Source organism: Micromonospora sp. NPDC049081, from assembly GCF_040648835.1.
In the GTDB taxonomy this organism is placed as follows: Bacteria; Actinomycetota; Actinomycetes; order Mycobacteriales; family Micromonosporaceae; genus Micromonospora; species Micromonospora antibiotica.
The window spans coordinates 342377-357568 of sequence record NZ_JBEZEK010000002.1 but is presented as its reverse complement, the minus strand read 5'-3'; the positions used below and the strand labels follow the sequence as shown (position 1 = coordinate 357568).

At 72.5% G+C, this 15192-nt stretch carries 16 protein-coding genes; 6 read left to right on the top strand and 10 right to left on the bottom strand.

What is annotated here, in order from left to right; all coding sequences use genetic code 11:
- Window positions 1-152: 152 nt before the first annotated feature.
- The 8 genes from AB0B63_RS05440 to AB0B63_RS05405 all read right to left on the bottom strand — a co-directional run bounded on the left by AB0B63_RS05440 (window position 153) and on the right by AB0B63_RS05405 (window position 6786).
- The gene (locus tag AB0B63_RS05440) at window positions 153-2096 is read right to left on the bottom strand and encodes a tetratricopeptide repeat protein (protein ID WP_357015148.1); all 1944 of its coding nucleotides are present in this window, start codon (window positions 2094-2096) and stop codon (window positions 153-155) included.
- Window positions 2097-2197: 101 nt separating this feature from the next.
- Window positions 2198-2728, bottom strand: coding sequence for a GNAT family N-acetyltransferase (locus AB0B63_RS05435; protein WP_357015146.1), 531 nt, complete (start codon window positions 2726-2728; stop codon window positions 2198-2200).
- Entirely contained in the window at window positions 2728-2943 is a 216-nt protein-coding gene (locus tag AB0B63_RS05430; protein ID WP_357014788.1) for a biotin/lipoyl-binding carrier protein, read from the bottom strand. The genes AB0B63_RS05435 and AB0B63_RS05430 overlap by 1 nt, the downstream gene beginning before the upstream one ends.
- Before the next feature lie 520 nt (window positions 2944-3463).
- On the bottom strand, window positions 3464-3751 hold the full coding sequence (gene rsrA, locus AB0B63_RS05425) for a mycothiol system anti-sigma-R factor (RefSeq protein ID WP_067312082.1): 288 nt from the start codon (window positions 3749-3751) through the stop codon (window positions 3464-3466).
- A gap of 1 nt (window position 3752) precedes the next feature.
- Window positions 3753-4574: a sigma-70 family RNA polymerase sigma factor gene (locus AB0B63_RS05420; protein ID WP_208568122.1), complete on the bottom strand. Its 822-nt coding sequence runs from the start codon at window positions 4572-4574 to the stop codon at window positions 3753-3755.
- Window positions 4575-4855: 281 nt separating this feature from the next.
- Window positions 4856-5467 carry an alpha/beta family hydrolase gene (locus AB0B63_RS05415; RefSeq protein ID WP_357014785.1) on the bottom strand — a complete coding sequence of 204 codons (612 nt, stop codon included), beginning with the start codon at window positions 5465-5467 and terminating at the stop codon, window positions 4856-4858.
- Between the two features lie 27 nt (window positions 5468-5494).
- Window positions 5495-5887, bottom strand: coding sequence for a WhiB family transcriptional regulator (locus AB0B63_RS05410; RefSeq protein WP_208568120.1), 393 nt, complete (start codon window positions 5885-5887; stop codon window positions 5495-5497).
- 200 nt (window positions 5888-6087) lie between these two features.
- Complete coding sequence (locus AB0B63_RS05405) at window positions 6088-6786, bottom strand: SOS response-associated peptidase (RefSeq protein WP_357014783.1); 699 nt, start codon at window positions 6784-6786, stop codon at window positions 6088-6090.
- 102 nt (window positions 6787-6888) lie between these two features.
- Between AB0B63_RS05405 and aroA the strand changes: the two genes are divergently transcribed.
- A complete protein-coding gene (gene aroA / locus AB0B63_RS05400; RefSeq protein ID WP_208568118.1) occupies window positions 6889-8190 on the top strand; it encodes a 3-phosphoshikimate 1-carboxyvinyltransferase in 1302 nt (433 codons plus the stop codon).
- A gap of 204 nt (window positions 8191-8394) precedes the next feature.
- On the top strand, window positions 8395-9288 hold the full coding sequence (rsgA, locus tag AB0B63_RS05395) for a ribosome small subunit-dependent GTPase A (RefSeq protein ID WP_357014780.1): 894 nt from the start codon (window positions 8395-8397) through the stop codon (window positions 9286-9288).
- A 1-nt stretch (window position 9289) separates the two neighbouring features.
- Here the strand turns inward: rsgA and AB0B63_RS05390 are convergent, their stop codons facing one another.
- Window positions 9290-9946, bottom strand: coding sequence for a TetR/AcrR family transcriptional regulator (locus AB0B63_RS05390; RefSeq protein ID WP_357014778.1), 657 nt, complete (start codon window positions 9944-9946; stop codon window positions 9290-9292).
- A gap of 58 nt (window positions 9947-10004) precedes the next feature.
- On the opposite strand from AB0B63_RS05390, the gene AB0B63_RS05385 reads away from it, so the two are divergent.
- The 4 genes from AB0B63_RS05385 (at window position 10005) to AB0B63_RS05370 (ending at window position 13651) form a co-directional block, all read left to right on the top strand.
- Complete coding sequence (locus tag AB0B63_RS05385) at window positions 10005-10835, top strand: SDR family NAD(P)-dependent oxidoreductase (protein WP_357014776.1); 831 nt, start codon at window positions 10005-10007, stop codon at window positions 10833-10835.
- Between the two features lie 379 nt (window positions 10836-11214).
- Window positions 11215-11538, top strand: coding sequence for a nuclear transport factor 2 family protein (locus AB0B63_RS05380; RefSeq protein WP_357014774.1), 324 nt, complete (start codon window positions 11215-11217; stop codon window positions 11536-11538).
- 380 nt (window positions 11539-11918) lie between these two features.
- A complete protein-coding gene (gene hisN, locus AB0B63_RS05375) occupies window positions 11919-12737 on the top strand; it encodes a histidinol-phosphatase (RefSeq protein ID WP_357014772.1) in 819 nt (272 codons plus the stop codon).
- 59 nt (window positions 12738-12796) lie between these two features.
- Window positions 12797-13651, top strand: a complete 855-nt coding sequence (locus tag AB0B63_RS05370) for a hypothetical protein (protein ID WP_244252636.1) — start codon at window positions 12797-12799, stop codon at window positions 13649-13651.
- Window positions 13652-13807: 156 nt separating this feature from the next.
- On the opposite strand, the gene AB0B63_RS05365 is transcribed toward AB0B63_RS05370, so the two are convergent.
- Complete coding sequence (locus tag AB0B63_RS05365; protein WP_357014770.1) at window positions 13808-15127, bottom strand: glycosyltransferase; 1320 nt, start codon at window positions 15125-15127, stop codon at window positions 13808-13810.
- Between the last annotated feature and the right edge of the window lie 65 nt (window positions 15128-15192).

Genomic DNA, 15192 nt, shown 5'->3' with positions numbered 1-15192 from the left:
GCAGCACCCGGCAGAGGGCAGGGTCTGGTCCCAGGTGACCGTCCGTCTCTGCGGCGTTACCGCTGACGGGGCACAGGTAGTTAGGCAGCGAGGATGGCACGATCGCAGCGTCCCCACCTCGTGCAGGCCCGTCGCGACGGCAGCCCGGGTGTTTACCCCTCGGACTGCTCACCGTCGCCGCGCTGTTCAAGCAGAAGCCCCAGGTTGCTCATCGCGTCGGTGTGGCCGGTGTCGGCTGCGCGCCGAAACCACTGTTCCGCCTCCTCTTGGCTGCCACGCTGGGCAAGCAGAACGCCCAAGTTGCTCATCGCGTCGGTGCGGCCGGTGTCGGCTGCGCGCCGGTACCACTGTTCCGCCTCCTCTTGGCGATCACCGCGCTGGGCAAGCAGGATCCCCAGGTTGAACATCGCGCCGGTGTGGCCGTTGTCGGCTGCGCGCCGGTACCACTGTTCCGCCTCCTCTTGGCGATCACCGCGCTGTTCAAGCAGAACGCCCAGGTTGCTCATCGCGCCGGTGTGGCCGGTGTCGGCTGCGCGCCGGTACCACTGTTCCGCCTCCTCTTGGCGATCACCGAGCCGGGCAAGCAGAGTCCCTAGGTTGAACATCGCGCCGGTGTGGCCGTTGTCGGCTGCGCGCCGGTACCACTGTTCCGCCTCCTCTTGGCGATCACCGCGCTGTTCAAGCAGAACGCCCAGGTTGAACATCGCGCCGGTGTGGCCGTTGTCGGCTGCGGTGCGCCACGCCTGTTCGGCGATGGCTAGCCGTTGGGTGAAATAGGCATGAGTGCCGATGGTGGCGGCTTGGGGGGTGGTGGCGATGGTGAGCAGGGTGTTCCAGACCTGGTCGGGGACTGGGGTGGTGGCGAGGGGGCCTTGGCCGGTGGTGGTGCGGTCGAGGAGGTAGTCGGAGGCGGTGTAGGTGTCGTTTTCGTGGGGCAGGAGGCAGGAGCTGGCGCCGAGGACTCGTTCGCACGCCCATTGGAGTCCTTGAGTGATGGTGGGTAGGTCGGCGCGGTGTCTCCAGGCGGGGGACAGGTAGGGGCGGTAGAGCTTCGCGAGGATGTCGCGGGGGACGGGGGCGGTGTAGCCGGCGCGGCGGCAGTCCACTGCGGCGCTGATGAGTGCGTGTCCGACCTCGAACGAGGGGCCGTCGCCGACCGACCAGCGGCGCATCATGGCCGGGCCGGCGGCGAGGTATTCGGCGAACCCGACCCCGGCGGTCAGCGCAGCCGCGATCCGGTCGTCACCGCTCGCCTCGGCGTCGGTGCGCTCGGTGTCGGTGAGGTGCTGACCGACCGGGATGCGCCGTCGGCCGCGGATCTGGGCCACCAGTTTCGCCGCGGCCTCGTCCAGCCCGGCCGTGATGAGTTCTTGGCCTTGGCCGCCTCGGGTGGCGGCGTGGTCGAGGCGGGATAGTTCCTCGTCGCGGATGGTGGCCACCACCACCACGTCGGCCCGCCCGGAGGGGCACAGACGTTGAAGCAGCGCCTGGTCGATGCCTCCGGGTGTGAGGAAGCGCTCCAGGTCGTCGAGCCACACGACCGCGTCGCTGATCGGGTAGCCGGCCTCGACCACATCTTTCAGCGCCCCTGCGTACGCCGGGGTGAGTAGCTGGTGGTGCGGGCGAAGCCGGTGGATGGCCTCGAACGCGCTGCGGCTCTTGCCGGCGGCTGCCTTGCCGTGCAGCAGCACGATTCCGCCTTCGGCGATGGCCCATTCCAGATCATCGTCACCGGTGCGGGGAACGTAGGGAGGAAGGTCCTGGTCATGGCGATCGGTGGTGTCGATGGCGGGTTTGACGCCCAGGTCCAGCGGGTCGACCTGCTCCACCAACGGCGGCCGTCCGTCGTCGCGAAGATGGAGCAGGCACCCGAGGGGCACGGACTCAGTCGGGCTGGCCGTACCGGGTTTTTTGCCTGGTCGCGCCGCGCGCCAGCTGGCCATCAGCCCTATCGCTCCGAGGAGCCCGAAAGCGATGCTGGTGATCTTCTCAGCCCGGTCCAGCCCTTGCTTCACCAGGAAGTACACCAACGGGACAACGACTGCGACCGAGGAGAACAGCAACACGATCTGGCGGAGTCGTCGCCGCGCCGACATGAAGGCCACATGTCATTCTGACGGTGACCGGCAAGAAGCGCAGACCCGCCATCCCACCCAAGCCGGCCTACCCACCAGGCGGGCAGGTCGATGCGGCGCGGTCAGACCGGGCCGGCGGGCAGGGCCATGCGCAGGGCGAGCAGGTCGACGCCGGGCAGCGGAGACCAGTCCCGCTCCGGGGTACGCACGAAACCGAGCCCCGCGTACAGCCGGTGGGCGGCGTCGGCGAGTCCGCTGCGGACGCAGATGACCATCGCCGAGCAGCCCTGGTCCACGGCCCGGGACAGGCAGGCCCGGACCAGTGTCACGCCCACCCCCCGCCCCTGCGCGGCCGGGTCCACCGCCAACATCCGGAACTCCGCCTCACCCGGCCCGGACAGCTCCGCGTACGGGCTGCCGGGCAGCACGAAGGTGACCGAGCCGAGCACCGCGCCGGTCGGCTCGTCCACGGCGACCAGGATCTCGCCGTGCTCCGCCCGGCCGGCCACGTCGGCCAGCACATCGCCGTAGCCGTTCTCGCCCTTGAGCTGGCCGTCGGCCTCGTAGGCGGCGACGGTCAGCCGGGCCACCGCCGGAAACTCGGCCGGTACGGCCCGGCGGACCAGCAGCCCGGTCGACCGGCCGCCGGGAATCACGCGATCACCGCGATCAGGTCACCGTCCTGCACCACGTCGCCCTCGTTGACCGCGAGCTGCTCGACCACCCCGTCGGACTCGGCGACGACCGGGATCTCCATCTTCATCGACTCCAGGATCACCAACGTGTCCCCCTCGGACACGGTGTCCCCGGCCGTCGCGACGACCTTCCACACGTTGGCCACCATCTCGGCGCGGATCTCCTCGGCCATCACGGCCCTCCCTCTCCACCGGGTGTGTCTGCGTCGGTATCCAATCACGTGCCGCCCCCGCGCGGGCGACGAGCGCCGACACCGGCCAGGCCACACCCACCGACGTACCGCTGCCGCCCCGGCGCACGACGGCGGGTGCCGGCCGCACTAGCATCATCAGGTCGGACCCCGACGCCGGGAGGACCGGCGGCGTGCCCCGACGTCCAGGGTCGCCGCAGCAGGGGTCGGACCCATCACGAGGAGGTCAGCATGGCGAAGAAGGCCCGTAAGAAGAAGGCCCGTAAGAAGAGCGGCGCGAACCACGGCAAGCGCCCCAACTCCTGAGTCGTCCCGGCGGTCCGCCGCCGCGACGCCAGGGCCGGCCGGAGCCGGACACACCGGTGGCCCGGGTCGACGTCGACCCGGGCCACCGGTGTATGTGCCGTCAGCCGGCCGGTGCGGGCCGGATTTCATTCGACGCCGGGTGGGGTGCGGGCACCGGCGCGTCGGGCGGCTGCGGGGTCACCCGGCCGCCGCAGCGTCACTCGGCGAGTTCGCGGGACTCGCTGGCCTCGAAGACCACCAGCTCGGTGAGGCGTACCCGCAGCCGCTCGCGCAGCTGGTCGGGGGCGGTCTCGTTGCCGCAGCAGCGGGCCACCAGCGCCCGCACCTCCTGCTCGATGCCGTACTCACGCAGGCAGGGTCCGCACTCGTCCAGGTGGTAGCGGATCAGCGAACGGCGTTCCTCGGCGCACTCCAGGTCCAGGTAGAGGTAGACCTCGGCGAGCACTTCCCGGCAGTCCGTCTCGTGCGGCTTTCCGCAGCTCATGTCACACCTCCCGACTGGCAGTGGCGGTGGTCGAGCCCTTCGCGGGCTGCGCGGCGCTGAAGCCACGCTCCGCGGCGTACCGCTCAAGCAGCTTGCGCAGATTGCGACGCCCGCGGTGCAACCGGGACATCACGGTGCCGATCGGCGTGCCCATGATGTCGGCGACCTCCTTGTACGAGAAGCCCTCGACATCGGTCAGATACACCGCCAACCGGAACTCCTCCGGCAACTGCTGCAGGGCCTCCTTGACGTCGCTGTCGGGCAGCCGGTCCAACGCCTCGGTCTCGGCCGACCGCAACCCGCTGGAGGTGTGCGACTCGGCCTCGGCGAGCTGCCAGTCGGTGATCTCCTCGGTGGGCGCCTGGATGGGCTGGCGCTGCCGCTTGCGGTAGGAGTTGATGTAGGTGTTGGTCAGGATCCGGTAGAGCCAGGCCTTCAGGTTGGTGCCCTGCTCGAACTGGTGGAAGGCGGCGTACGCCTTCAGGTACGTCTCCTGGACCAGATCCTCGGCATCGGCCGGGTTGCGGGTCATCCGCAGCCCGGCGGCGTAGAGCTGATCGACGAAGGGCATCGCGTCCCGCTCGAAGCGGGCCTTACGCTCGTCCGTCTTCTCGGTGGTCAACCGCACATCCCCTCGCGTCGGATGCTGTCCCGCCGAGGATACGCGGCCGAACCGGCCCACAGCTTCGGTTCCGCCGGGTGTGCTGGTGCTCACCACCTCGTGACCGGTCCCCACCGCCGGCCAGTCCGGGCCGTCCAGCAGCTGTCTGAGCTGCCGTGCGCCCTGCTCGTCCCGCTCCCGGTTCCGTGTCTCGGTCGGCACCGGTCACCCCCCTCGCCAGATTCCTCGTCCGGGAGGCGTAACACCCGACCGCGGGCCGGGCATTCCGCCGGCCCCCGCTCCTGGTCCCGACCCACCGGTCGGCTACCGGCGGGCTGGGACCAGGAAGGGCCTGGGAGGGACGGTCCCGACCACCCGAACCGGAAGGTCGACACCATCGGATGCAACGACGGCTCCGGCGGGGCGGAAACGGGTGGTCACCGCCTCGGTCCGTCGCCGGGGCGATCGGTCGACGCGGCGCGGGACGACCCGGTCCGGGCCGATCAGCGGGCCCAGCCGTGTGCGCGCAGCCAGGTGAGCACCACCCCGGCCGTGCCGGTCGGATCCCGGCGCAGGTCGTGACGTTCGCCACCGCGTACCACCACCTCGACCGGGCCGGCGGCGGCGGGCGTCCCGAACGGGTCCCGGTCGCCGTTGACCACCAGCGTCGGCAGCCCGGTGACCAGTTCGTCGGCCCGGGAGCGCTCCGGCCGCCCCGGCGGGTGCAGCGGAAAGGCCAACGCGACCACCCCGGCCGCACCCACCGCGCGGGCCGTCCGACAGGCCACCCGGGCACCGCTGGACCGCCCACCGACCAGCAGGGGCAGCTCGGGGTGCCGGTGGCGCAGCGTGGCCAGCACCGCCGTCCACGCCTCGTCCAGGTGCCCGGCCGGGGCCGGGGCCCGACGACCGGCCACCCGGTAGGGCTGGGTCACCCGGGCCACCACCACCCCGGCGTCGCGGGCGGCGTCGCGCAGGGCGAGCAGGTCCGGCGCGTCCACCGCACCACCGGCGCCGTGGCCGAGCACGAGCAGCGACGTCGGCGCGGCGGCCGGCAGGTCGGTGTCGACCCGGGCCGGGCCCCGGGGGGTGTCGAGTTGCGTGGGGTGCGGCACCCGGCCATTCTGCGCCGCCCCGACGGGTCAGCTCAGCGGAACCAGGGTGAGCAGCCGGTCCCGCACCGGTGGGCCGGCGTCGTCGGCCGCGGCGGGATCGGATCCGACCTCGCCACGCCAGGCGACCAGCATGGCCCGGCGCTCACGCGGGGTGGTGCCACCCCACACCCCGTGGGTGTCGCCCACCTCCAACGCCCAGGCCAGGCAGGATCCCTGGACGTCACAGCTGCGGCAGAGCGCCACCGCCGAGTCGGCTGGTTCGTTGGGTGCCGGAAAGAACGTCTCCGGATCCACACTCTGACAGGTTCCTCTGGTCCGCCAGGCATCGTCGGAACGGCGGTCCCGCAACGCGCGCAGCAGTCGCGGATCCCGTCGTGCGGCGGCCACCTCGTGCGGTCGGGGCATACGCGCCCGGGTCATCACACCCACCTCCCCCGTGGGACCGGCAAGATCGACGGGCGTCGTTCACACTGCGCGAAGACGCTCCCAGTGCCAGCGCTGTGTTCTATCGCACTGTTGGCTACGGGGACAAGGGGTCTGCCGGAAAGATGGCTAAAGGTCCGAGCGACGTTTCGCCCGGAACTCTGGCAATTCGTACGCGACAATGTCGCCAATCGCGTTCAGAACAGCGCAGTCTCCCCGTGGGAGCGTTCCCGGTCCACCGGCACCCGGGCGGTCAACTCCGGGCCGTTGTTGCGCACGTTGCCCACCGCCGTCCCGACCGGACGGATCTCCAACCCGGCGAGCCACCCCGCCGGCGGCGGGACCAGCAGCGCCGCCGGATCGTCGGCCGGGGCGAGCCAGTCCACCCACCGGTCCGGCGGCAACAACAGCGGCATCCGGTCGTGCACCTCGGCCAACTCGCCCACCGCCGCCGTGGTCAGCACGCTGAACGTGAGCGACTCCTCCCAGCGGGACCAGATGCCGGCCAACGCCAGCACCGAACCGTCGCGCGGGGTCATGAAGTAGGGCTGCTTGCCGCCACCGGACCGGCGCACCCACTCGTACCAGCCGTCGGCCGGGACCAGACAGCGCCGACGGGCGAACGGCACGGCGTACGCCCGGCTGGTGGCGACCGTCTCGGCCCGCGCGTTGATCATGCGGGCCGCGCCGGCGGCCGACTTCGCCCAGTGCGGCACCAGGCCCCAGCGGCCGACCGACAGCACCCGCCCCTGCTCGGCGTCGACCCGGACCACCGGCACCGAATCGGTCGGCGCGACGTTGTGGTCCGGCCCGAGCCGACCCTCGGTGTCGTCGTACGACTCGAAGACGGCGCTCAGGTCCCCGGCGCTGCGGGTCGTCGCATACCTGCCGCACATGCCGCATACGCTAACGCCCCGCCCCGTCGTGGGTTGTCCCGCCAACCGGGAGTCAGCCGGACGGTCGGCTCGAAATCGTCGCCGGGTTGGCAGAATGTGACCGTGGGAAACCTGACCGCCACCCGTCCGCAACAACCCTGGGCCGCGCCGACCGCCAGTGACCCGGTCACCGCGACGCTGCGCCTACCCGGCTCCAAGTCGATGACCGCCCGCGCCCTGGTGCTCAGCGCGCTGGCCGGCGGCCCGTCGACGCTGCACGGGCCGCTACGGGCCCGCGACACCGAACTCATGGCGGGCGGGCTGCGCGCGATGGGCGCGCACGTCTCCGTCTCCGACGACGACCGCTGGCTGGTCCGGCCGCACCGGCTCGTCGGCCCGGCCCACGTCGACGTCGGCCTCGCCGGCACGGTGATGCGGTTCGTCCCACCGGTCGCCGGCCTCGCCGAAGGGCAGGTCACCTTCGACGGCGACCCGCAGGCCCGGGTCCGGCCGCTCGGCCCGCTGATCGGCGCGCTGCGCTCCCTCGGCGTCCGGATCGACGCGCCCGAGACCGGCAGCCTCCCCCTGGTGGTGCAGGGCACCGGTGGGGTCGCCGGTGGCGAAGTGGTGATCGACGCCTCCGCCTCCAGCCAGCTCGTCTCCGGCCTGCTGCTCGCCGGGGCACGTTTCGACCGGGGCGTGGTGGTCCGGCACCAGGGCCCACCGGTGCCGTCCGCGCCGCACCTGCGGATGACGGTGCAGATGCTGCGGGCCGCCGGGGCAGCCGTCGACGACAGCGTCCCCGACGTCTGGGTGGTCGAGCCGGGGCCGCTCGCCGGCCGGAGCTGGGAGATCGAGCCCGACCTCTCCGGCGCGGTCCCCTTCTTCGCCGCCGCCCTGGTCACCGGCGGTGAGGTCACGTTGCAGGGCTGGCCGCACAACAGCGTCCAGCCGGTCGAACAGCTCCGCTCGCTGCTGCACCGGATGGGCGGCGAGGTCACCCTGACCACCGCCGGGCTGACCGTCCGCGGCACCGGCACCGTGCACGGGCTGACCGCCGACCTGTCCGACGTCAGCGAGCTGACCCCGGCGCTGACCGCACTGGCCATGCTGGCCGACTCGCCGTCGACCTTCACCGGCATCGGGCACATCCGGGGGCACGAGACCGACCGGCTCGCCGCCCTGGCCCGGGAGTTCACCGGGCTCGGCGCCGACCTGACCGAAACCGCCGACGGGCTGGAGATCCGACCCCGGCCACTGCACGGGGGAGCCTTCCGCACCTACGCCGACCACCGGATGGCGCACGCCGCCGCGGTGGCCGGGCTCGCCGTCGCAGGCATCGAGGTCGACGACGTGGCATGCACCTCCAAGACCATGCCGGAATTCCCGGCACTATGGTCGGCGATGGTGACCGGCAAGAGCTGACGGCGGAGGGGGCAGGTCCTGACGACCAAACGACGGGAGTACGACGAGGACGACGTACGGGTCCGGCCCGGCCGGTCCTCACGTCCCCGTACCCGTACCCGCCCCCGACACGACGACGCGGTCGACGGGTTCGTCATCGCCGTCGACCGGGGCCGGTACACCTGCGTACTCCCCGACGCCCCCGACGGTGCCGCGATCACCGCCATGCGGGCCCGCGAACTGGGCCGCAAGTCGGTGGTGGTCGGTGACCGGGTGAGCCTGGTCGGCGACGTCTCCGGTACCGACGGGGCGCTGGCCCGGATCGTCCGGATCACCGAACGGCGCTCGGTGCTGCGGCGCACCGCCGACGACGACGAGAACACCGCCGAGGGGCGGCTGGAACGGGTGGTGGTCGCCAATGCCGACCAGCTGGTGATCGTCAGCGCGCTGGCCGACCCGCCACCCCGCACCGGGTTCATCGACCGGTGCCTCGTCGCCGCGTACGACGCCGACATCGAGCCGCTGCTCTGCCTGACCAAAGCCGACCTGGCCGGCCCCGAACAGGTGGTCGGCTACTACACCGAGCTGGAACTGCCGTACGTGCTGGTCCGGCCCGACTCCGACCTCGACGCACTGCGCGCCCTGCTCGCCGGCCGGGTGTCGGTGCTGGTGGGGCACTCCGGGGTGGGCAAGTCGACGCTGGTCAACCGGCTGGTGCCGGACGCGCTGCGGGCGGTCGGCGTGGTCAGCGCGATCGGCCGGGGCCGGCACACCTCCACCAGCGCAGTGGCGCTGCGGCTGCCCCGGACCCCCGGCGGCGACGGGGACCCGGGCTGGATCGTGGACACCCCGGGCATCCGCAGCTTCGGGCTGGCCCACGTCTCGGCCGAGAGCCTGCTGCACGGCTTCCCCGACCTGGTCGAGGGAACGGTGGACTGCCCGCCCAACTGCCCGCACACCCCGGACGAGGCGGACTGCGCCCTGGACGCCTGGGTCACCGCCGGCAAGGCCGACCAGCGCCGACTGGCCTCGTACCGTCGCCTGCTGGCCTCCCGGGCCGGCGAGGGCGACCCCCGCGAGGTGGAGCGCAACCCCGGCGATCCGCTGGCCGGCTCCTGACCTAGCGGGCCAGGCGGTCCAGCAGCTCGCCGAGCAGCGCCCGTTCGCCAGGGGTGAGGTCGCCCGGGTCGTCGCCGACCAGTGCGCGCAACGTCAGTGCGGCGCTCGCCCGGGTGGCGGGGGCATCGGCGGAGGGGGTGTGCAGGACCCCGGCCAGCGCGGCCTCGCGGACGCGTTCGGACAGCCCGAAGTCCGGCTCCGGCTGGCTGATCAAGGTGAGCGTGATGCCGACGTTGGCGGCGAGCACCTGTTCGGCGGCGTCGGCCGCCGGCACCTTGAGCATGCCCTGGGCGGCGGCGCCGGTGAGCCGCTCGCGCAGCGCGGCGTGCGCGGGAGCGGTGACGGCGCAGGGCCTTCCCGGTTCGGCCCGGCCGTAGAGCAGCCCGTAGAACGACGGGTGCTCCAGCCCGAACCGTACGTGGCGGTCCCAGCCCTCCCGCAGGTCGCCCAGCGGGTCGCCGGAGCTCTCGACCGCCGTGTACTGGGTGAAGCCGTGGTTGACCACGGCGTCGATCAGGCCCTGCTTGCTGCCGAAGTGGTGGTAGAGCGTCGGGGCCTGCACCCCGGCGCGTTCGCACACCGCCCTCGTGGACACCGTGCCGCCGCTCTCCAGCAACTCCGCCGTGGCGAGCAGGAGTCGATCCCGTGCGTTCTGCATGGTTGCTACATTAGCGCATGTAGCGCTACATTGGCCCCTGTAGCGAAAGGAGAAGTCCATGAGAACGTGGTTCATCACCGGTGGCACGCCAGGAGGGTTCGGCCTGTTCTATGCCGAGGCCGCACTGAAGCAGGGCGACCAGGTGGCGGTGACCTCCCGCCGCCCCTCCGAACTGCGAGAATGGGCCGAACCGTACGGTGCCCGGGTGCTCGTACTCCCGCTCGACGTCACCGATGCCGAGCAGGTGCGGGCGGCGGTCCGCACGACGGAGGAGCGGTTCGGCGGGATCGACGTGCTGGTCAACAACGCGGGTCGCGGCTGGTTCGGCTCGGTCGAGGGCACCCCCGACACGACGATCCGCCGCACGTTCGACCTCAACCTGTTCGCCGTGGTCGAGGTGATCCGCGCGGCCCTGCCCGGCATGCGGGCACGCGGCGACGGCTGGATCGTGAACATGTCGTCGGTGGCGGGCCTCGTCAGCGCACCAGGATTCGGCTACTACTCCGCGGCGAAGTTCGCCCTCGAAGGACTGTCGGAGACGCTGCGCCACGAAGTCGAACAGTTCGGGGTACGCGTGCTCCTCGTAGAACCTGGAGCATTCCGCACCAACGCCTTCGCCGGCTTCCAGGACGAACCCGTCAACGAGACCGTCGACGCCTACGTGCCGCTGGTCGAGGGCGTCAAGGCGGCATTCGTTGACCACAACGGCAGGCAGGAGGGCGACCCCGCACGCGGCGTCCAGGCCGTGATCGACGCGATGGCCGCGCCCGTCCCGCCGCACCGGATCGTGCTCGGCAACTCCGGCTACGACGCCGTCGTCGCGATGCACGAGAACGCCCTCACGGAACTGCGCGCGAACGAGAAGCTCTCGCGCTCGGCGGACTTCTGAGCCTGCCGACTGAGACCGCGTCGGAGCCTGCCCACAGGGCCGCGTCGGAGGAGCCTGCCGACAGGAGCCGCGCGGAGCCTGCTGACAGGGCCGCGTCGGCAACCGTCGGAAGTCGGCCTTGCCGCGAACGCGCGGAGCCGCGCCGGGGCGGACCGGGTCACCACACACACCGAACCGACGGGGCCCTCGCCGACCGTCACCCCGCACCTGGACTGATCACCATGCCGCACGGCCTGCGGCGGGACGACACCCGCAGCATCACCGTGCCGCACGGCCCGTGGCGGGACGGCACCCGCAGCATCACCGTGCCGCCGACCCGCCACAGGAACACGCCGGACGCACCCGCGCCCCGGCAACCCGAGAAGACCGGAGAGCAGAGATGGACACCGTCGCCCTTCCCCAGGCCGTCGAGAACTTCGTCGCCGCCACCAACGCCCACGACCCGAACGCGCTGGCCGCGGTCTTCGCCGACGGGGCCACCGTGCACGACGACGGGACGGCCTACACCGGCGAGTCCGCGATCCGCGAGTGGATCCAGGTGCACCTGATCAACCCGAAGATCGTGATCACGCCGACCTCGTTCGTCGACGACCGGCTGGTGGCCTCCGGGGACGGGGAGTTCCCCGGCGGGCCCCTGTCCTTCGCGTTCGTGTTCGGCCTCAAGGACGACCAGGTCACCGACCTCGCGATCACCCCCGTCTGACCCCTCCCCGACCACAGCCACCCCACCCCACCCCTCCCCGACCACAGCCACCCCACCCCTCCCCACCCAGCCCTCTCACCGCCCCCTCCCCCTCACCGCCCCCGGCCTCACCGCCTCACCGCCTCACCGCCCACACCACCCCACCCCGCCCCGGCCTCGCCGCCCGGGACTCCTCTCCCGCCCCGCCCCACCGTCTCGCCTCGCTGCCCGGCCCCCTCCCCCACCCCGGTGATCAAGAGGTTTGCGTCAGGTGATCAAGAGGTTTACGTCATCCCGGAGCCCTCCCATGACGCAAACCTCTTGATCACCGGGGCGGGAGGGGTGGGAGTGGGAGGGGAGGTGGGAGTGGGAGGGGGCGGGGAGGGGGTTAGGGTTTTGGGGTGACGGGGTATGTGGGGGATGTTGATCTTGCTCATCGGCTCGCGGATGCTGCCGACGCCATCTCGATGAGCCGGTTCCGGGCGCTCGATCTGCGGGTGACGGCGAAGCCGGACCTGACTCCCGTCTCCGACGCGGACACCTCGGTGGAGCGGGAGATCCGGGCGCTGCTGGCCGACCAGCGGCCGGACGACGGGCTGCTCGGCGAGGAGTACGGCGAGCAGCCGGCCACCGGCCCGCACGACCGGCGGTGGGTGATCGACCCGATCGACGGCACCAAGAACTTCGTCCGGGGTGTGCCGGTCTGGGCCACCCTGATCGCCCTGCTGGAGGGGGACCGGCCGGTGGTCGGGCTGGTCTCCGCCCCGGCGCTGGGCCGACGCTGGTGGGGTGCCCCCGGCCTGGGCGCGTACGCCGGACCGGACGCCGCCTCCGGCGAGCCGATCCGGGTCTCCGGGGTACGCGACCTCGCCGACGCCAGCTTCTGCTACTCGTCGCTCACGGGGTGGGAGGCGGCCGGCCGGCTGGACGCGGTGCTCCAGTTGATGCGCGACACCTGGCGCAGCCGCGCCTACGGCGACTTCTACGGCTACATGTTGCTGGCCGAGGGGGCACTGGACGTGATGGTGGAGCCGGAATTGTCGCTCTGGGACATTGCCGCGCTGGTGCCGATCGTGACCGCCGCCGGGGGCACCATCACCACCCTGGACGGCACTCCCGCCCCTGGTGGAAGCGTGTCCGGTGAGATCAGTGCGATCGCCACCAACGGTCCGCTGCACGCCGACGTCCTGTCCCGGCTGGGTCGGCCGACCGAGCGCTGAGGCCAACAGCCCTCTATTCTCGCCTGGTGGTGTCCTCCGGCTGGTGCTTCCTCGCGGCGATGATCGTCGCGTACGGCTTCGCCAACATGCTCCAGTCGGTGGCCGCCGCCCGGACGACCGTGCACCACACCTTCGACCCGGGGCTGCTGCTGCGGCTGGCCGGGCACCGGACGTACCTGATCGGGTTGCTCTGCCAGGTGACCGGCTTCGTGCTGGCCTTCCTGGCCCGCCGCGACCTGCCGTTGTTCCTGGTCCAGGCGAGCGTGGCGGCGGGGCTGGGGGTGACCGCCCTGCTGGGGGTGGTGGTGCTCAAGTGGCGGCTGCCCGCCGCCGAGGTGGCGCTGCTGGTGCTGCTCTTCGCCGGGATCACCGCGCTGGTGCTCTCCGCCCAGCCGGCCCCCTCCAAGGGGCTCGGCACCGCCGGCCTGGTCGCCCTGGCGGTGGCGCTCGGCGGGATCGGGCTGCTCGGCTTCTTCGCGGTACGCCTGCACGGGGCGCCCGGTTCGGTGGCGCTCGGTTCCCTGGCCGGGCTGGCGTTCTCCGCCGCCGCGGTGGCCGCCCGCCCGTTGGCCTCCGCCCCGTCGGCCGAGGAGTTCGTCCGTGACCCGCTGCTCTACCTGCTGATCGCCCACTCACTGGTGGGTCAACTGCTGCTCGGGCTGGCGATGCAGCGGGGCTCCACGACGGCCGCCGTCGCCGCGATGGACGCCGCCGGTGCGGTGCCCGCCGCGATCGTCGGTCTGCTGCTGCTCAACGACAAGATCTGGCCGGGCCGGGAGTGGCTGGCCGCCGTCGGCTTCCTGATCACCCTCGCCTCGGTGATCGGGCTCACCCGGTACGCCGCACCGCAGCACCACCACACGGTGACCCGCCCCCGGGAACGCGCCATGGTCGGCGCGGTCCCCCGCGTCTGACCGGACGGCCCGGAAACCACGACCGGACCACGACCGCCCGGGGACCACGACGGCCCCGAAACCACCACGGCCCGGAAACCAAGACGGCCCCGAAGTCACGACCGTCCGGAAACCACGACGGCCCGAAGTCATGACCGTCCGGATCGCCCGGCCCGGTCAGACGCCGACCGGGCCGGCGGTCGCGCCCTTGACCGGGGCGTCCGTGTCGGCCTCGGCCACCGTCGCGGCACCCTCCTCGACCAACGGGTCGACGTCACCCCCGACCGGCACCACGTCGGGCACCTCGACCGGGGTACGCCGGCCCACCACCCGCTCGTAGAGCCGCTCCAGCGCGCCGGCCGTCCGTTCCCAGGTGTAGCTGCACCGCACCCGGTCCACCGCGGCGTGCCCGTACGCGAACCGGCCCGGGTTGTCGGCGAGCAGGCGGCGCAGCGTCATGCCCAGCGTGCGGACGTCGCCGGGGGGCACCAGCCGGCCGGTGACCTCGTCGACCACCGCGTCGGCGATCCCGCCCACGGCGTAGCCGACCACCGGCACCCCGCAGGCCATCGCCTCCAGCGACACCCGCCCCGCACAGGAGTAGTGCGGGGTGCAGGCCACCACGTCGGCGGAGCGGTACCAGGTCGCCAACTGGTCGTGCGGCACCGCGCCGACCAGCGTGACCTGGTCGGCGACCCCGGTGCGCTCGGCCAGTTCCCGCAGTCGACGGGCCTCCGCGTGGGTGGCCAACTGGTCGGCCGGCGGCCCCCCGGCGATCACCAGCTCCGCGTCGCCGACCAGCCGCATCGCCCGGATCAGGTCGTCCTGCCCGTGCCCGGGGGAGAGCCCGCCGACGGAGAGGATCCGGGCCCGCTGCTCGCGGGGGGCGGCCTCGCCGTCGGGGTGGAACCGCTCGACGTCCACGCCGGTCGGCACCATCGCCACCGAGGTCCGTTGCAGCCCCATCCGGGTCAGCTCGTCGACCTCGGCGTTGCACTGGGCCACGGCGACGTCCACCGCCCGGGTGAGGGCCCGCTCCAGGGGGATCCGCTCATCCGGGCCGTCGTACTGGTGGCCGAGGTGACGGCGTTGTTCGACGCCGAGCGAATGGAAGGTCTGCACCACCGGGATGTCCGTTTCGCGGACGGCGTGCGCGGCGGCCAGGCCACCGATCCAGTAGTGCCCGTGCACCACCTCGGGTGCCCACTCCCCGGCCCAGTGCTCGGCCAGCCAGCGGCCCAACTCGGGGACGTACGGGACCAGGTCGGCGGTGGCGGTGGGCTGCGCCGGGCCGACGGGCACCCGTTGCACCCGGTAGCCGTCGACCTCGACGCTCGCCGGCAGGGCGGGATCGTCGCGGCGCTCGTACACCCGGACGTCGTGGCCGCGTGCGGCCAGTTCGCCGGCGACCCGGGCGACGTGCTCGTGGGTACCGACGGGTGGTTCTGCTGCGGACCGGGACGGCCCGGCGTGCGCGCAGACGAGGCCGACGCGCATGGTGCACCTCCATGCGATCTGCGAGGGTGGTCTCCGGTCAGAGCGTCCCATTAACCGGGGTCCCA

What these genes read in the sequence shown, in the direction of transcription:
- AB0B63_RS05370 (WP_244252636.1), top strand. Translation starts at nt 12,797, where the DNA reads ATGATCGTCGCGTACGGCTTCGCCAACATGCTCCAGTCGGTGGCCGCC.
- AB0B63_RS05380 (WP_357014774.1), top strand. Translation starts at nt 11,215, where the DNA reads ATGGACACCGTCGCCCTTCCCCAGGCCGTCGAGAACTTCGTCGCCGCC.
- AB0B63_RS05405 (WP_357014783.1), bottom strand. Translation starts at nt 6,786, where the DNA reads ATGTGCGGCAGGTATGCGACGACCCGCAGCGCCGGGGACCTGAGCGCC.
- rsgA (WP_357014780.1), top strand. Translation starts at nt 8,395, where the DNA reads ATGCGGGCCCGCGAACTGGGCCGCAAGTCGGTGGTGGTCGGTGACCGG.
- AB0B63_RS05365 (WP_357014770.1), bottom strand. Translation starts at nt 15,127, where the DNA reads ATGCGCGTCGGCCTCGTCTGCGCGCACGCCGGGCCGTCCCGGTCCGCA.
- rsrA (WP_067312082.1), bottom strand. Translation starts at nt 3,751, where the DNA reads ATGAGCTGCGGAAAGCCGCACGAGACGGACTGCCGGGAAGTGCTCGCC.
- AB0B63_RS05430 (WP_357014788.1), bottom strand. Translation starts at nt 2,943, where the DNA reads ATGGCCGAGGAGATCCGCGCCGAGATGGTGGCCAACGTGTGGAAGGTC.
- AB0B63_RS05440 (WP_357015148.1), bottom strand. Translation starts at nt 2,096, where the DNA reads ATGTCGGCGCGGCGACGACTCCGCCAGATCGTGTTGCTGTTCTCCTCG.
- AB0B63_RS05390 (WP_357014778.1), bottom strand. Translation starts at nt 9,946, where the DNA reads ATGCAGAACGCACGGGATCGACTCCTGCTCGCCACGGCGGAGTTGCTG.
- AB0B63_RS05385 (WP_357014776.1), top strand. Translation starts at nt 10,005, where the DNA reads ATGAGAACGTGGTTCATCACCGGTGGCACGCCAGGAGGGTTCGGCCTG.
- AB0B63_RS05410 (WP_208568120.1), bottom strand. Translation starts at nt 5,887, where the DNA reads ATGACCCGGGCGCGTATGCCCCGACCGCACGAGGTGGCCGCCGCACGA.